3 protein-coding genes are annotated in these 2,282 nt (G+C 70.1%); all 3 read left to right on the top strand.

Annotated elements, in window-relative coordinates; genetic code table 11:
• A partial coding sequence (locus KBX53_RS30225) for a carbohydrate ABC transporter permease (protein ID WP_210863093.1) occupies positions 1-796 on the top strand: 796 nt, incomplete at its 5' end.
• A complete protein-coding gene (locus KBX53_RS30220) occupies positions 796-1,662 on the top strand; it encodes a carbohydrate ABC transporter permease (protein WP_030336367.1) in 867 nt (288 codons plus the stop codon). The genes KBX53_RS30225 and KBX53_RS30220, both read left to right, overlap by 1 nt.
• 54 nt (positions 1,663-1,716) lie before the next feature.
• Positions 1,717-2,282 (top strand): bifunctional 2-polyprenyl-6-hydroxyphenol methylase/3-demethylubiquinol 3-O-methyltransferase UbiG (locus KBX53_RS30215; RefSeq protein WP_210863091.1); only part of this gene is annotated, 566 nt, incomplete at its 3' end.

Genomic DNA, 2,282 nt, shown 5'->3' with positions numbered 1-2,282 from the left:
CGTGTGGACAGTGGTGCTCGCCTTCCAGCGGGTCCGGCTCGCCACGCTGCGCAAGACCGGCCTGTTCGGCGACTTCACCATGGACAACATCGACCGGGTGCTGCACACCCCCGGCTTCGCCGAGACGCTGTGGGTCACGCTGATCTACAGCATCGGTGGCACCGTCGGGTCGATAGTGCTCGGCCTGGTGGCCGCCCTGGTGGTCCGCCGGCCGTTCCGGGGCCGCACCCTGGTCCGGGCGTCCATGCTGCTGCCGTACGTGGCACCGGTGGTCGCGGCGACGTTCGTCTGGCAGGTGATGCTCGACCCACAGCTCGGCGTCGTCAACGCGTGGGGGCAACGCCTGCTCGGCTGGGACGCCCCGGTCCCGTTCCTCACCCAGGAGTCGACAGCGCTGGCCACGGTGATCATCTTCGAGGCGTGGCGCTACTTCCCGTTCGCGTTCCTGTTCCTGCTGGCCCGGCTCCAGGCGGTGCCCGGCGAGTTGGAGGAGGCCGCCCGCGTCGACGGGGCCACCCCCACCCAGCGGTTCCGGCACATCCTGCTGCCGCAGCTGCTGCCGGTGATCGCCCTGCTGGGCGTGCTGCGCTTCATCATGACGTTCAACAAGTTCGACGACGTCTACCTGCTCACCGGCGGTGCGGCCGGCACCGAGGTGGTCAGCGTGCGGGTGTACGAGTTCCTCACCGCCCGTACCGACATCGGGGCCGCCGCCGCGCAGGCTGTCGTGCTGGCCGTGGTGCTCATCGTGTTCGTGCTGATCTATCTGCGCTTCTTCGGACGGAGGGTGAGCTGATGGACCGGGACGTGGTCGAGACGGTGAGCCTGCGATGGCTGCGCCGCCTGGTGATCGCCGTGTTCCTGGTGATCACCGTCTTCCCCTTCTACTACATGCTGCTGCTCTCGGTGCGCCCCATCGAGCGGCTGCTGCTCGACCCCGGCGCGCTGGTGGTCGGCTTCGGTGAGCTGACAGTGGCCACGTACGCCGAGGTGTTGAAGGCCACCGACGACGGCGGCCAGGGTTTCCTCACCTTCATCCGCAACAGCGGGCTGGTCGCCGTCGCGGCGACAGTGCTCACCCTGCTGGTAGCGATCCCCGGCGCGTACGCGGTGGCCCGGCTGCGGTTCTTCGGCCGGCGGCAGGTGGACTTCCTGTTCCTGGCGGTCTACCTGTTCCCGTCGATCGTCATCGCGATCCCGCTGTTCGTGGTCTTCACCCGGGCCGGGCTGCGCGGCTCACTGTTCGGTCTGGTGCTGGTCTACATCTCGCAGACGTTGCCGGTGTCGGTCTACATGCTGAAGAACTACTTCGAGACCATCCCGGTCAGTCTGGAGGAGTCCGCAGCCATCGACGGTGCCGGTCGGCTCGGCATCATCCGGCGCGTCAGCCTGCCCCTCGCGATGCCGTCGATCATGGCGGTGGCGCTCTACGACTTCATGATCGCCTGGAACGAGTTCCTCTTCGCGCTGCTGTTCCTGGTCGACAAGCCCAACCGGTGGACGGTGTCGCTGGGGCTGTCCCTGCTCGCCGACGGGGTGGAGGTGCCCAAGACGGTGCTGATGGCCGGGTCGGTGGTGCTCACAGTGCCCATCGTGATCCTCTTCTTCGCCAGCGAACGACTGCTCACCGAAGGGCTGACCAGCGGCGCGGAGAAGGGATGATCGTCTCGTCCGGGTCGTCCGCCCGGCCCCCACCGGCCCGGATACGGTGGCCTCATGGCCAACCCGACCCGCTGGGCGACCGACACCGGTCCCGAGCACTCACAGTGGTACATCGACCGGTTCCGCAAGCTCGCGGCCGAGGGTGAGGACCTGGCCGGCGAGGCCCGCCTGGTGGACGCCCTCGTCGCGCCCGGCTCACGGATTCTCGACGCCGGCAGCGGCACCGGCCGGGTCGGCGCCGCGCTGGCCGAGCGGGGGCACACGGTGGTCGGGGTGGACGCCGACCCCGCGTTGGTGGACGCCGCCCGCGCCGACTATCCCGGCCCGACGTGGCTGGTCACCGACCTCGCCGAGCTGGACCTGCCGGCACTGGGTGAGGCGGAGCCGTTCGACGCGGCGGTGCTGGCCGGCAACGTGCTCGCCTTCGTCGCTGTCGGCACCGAACCGCAGGTGCTGCGCCGGGTGGCCGCGCACCTGCGACCCGACGGCGTGTTGGCGGTGGGCTTCGGCACCGAGCGCGGCTACCCGCTGACCGCGTTCGACGCCGACGCGGTGGCCGCCGGGCAGCGCGAGGAGCACCGCGTCGCCACATGCGACCTGCGCCCGTCGCGCGCCGACGC

Source organism: Micromonospora sp. M51 (assembly GCF_018070305.1).
Classification (GTDB): Bacteria; Actinomycetota; Actinomycetes; order Mycobacteriales; family Micromonosporaceae; genus Micromonospora; species Micromonospora parva.
Note: the sequence above shows the minus strand (reverse complement) of the source record. Positions and strands in the feature narration are given on the sequence as shown.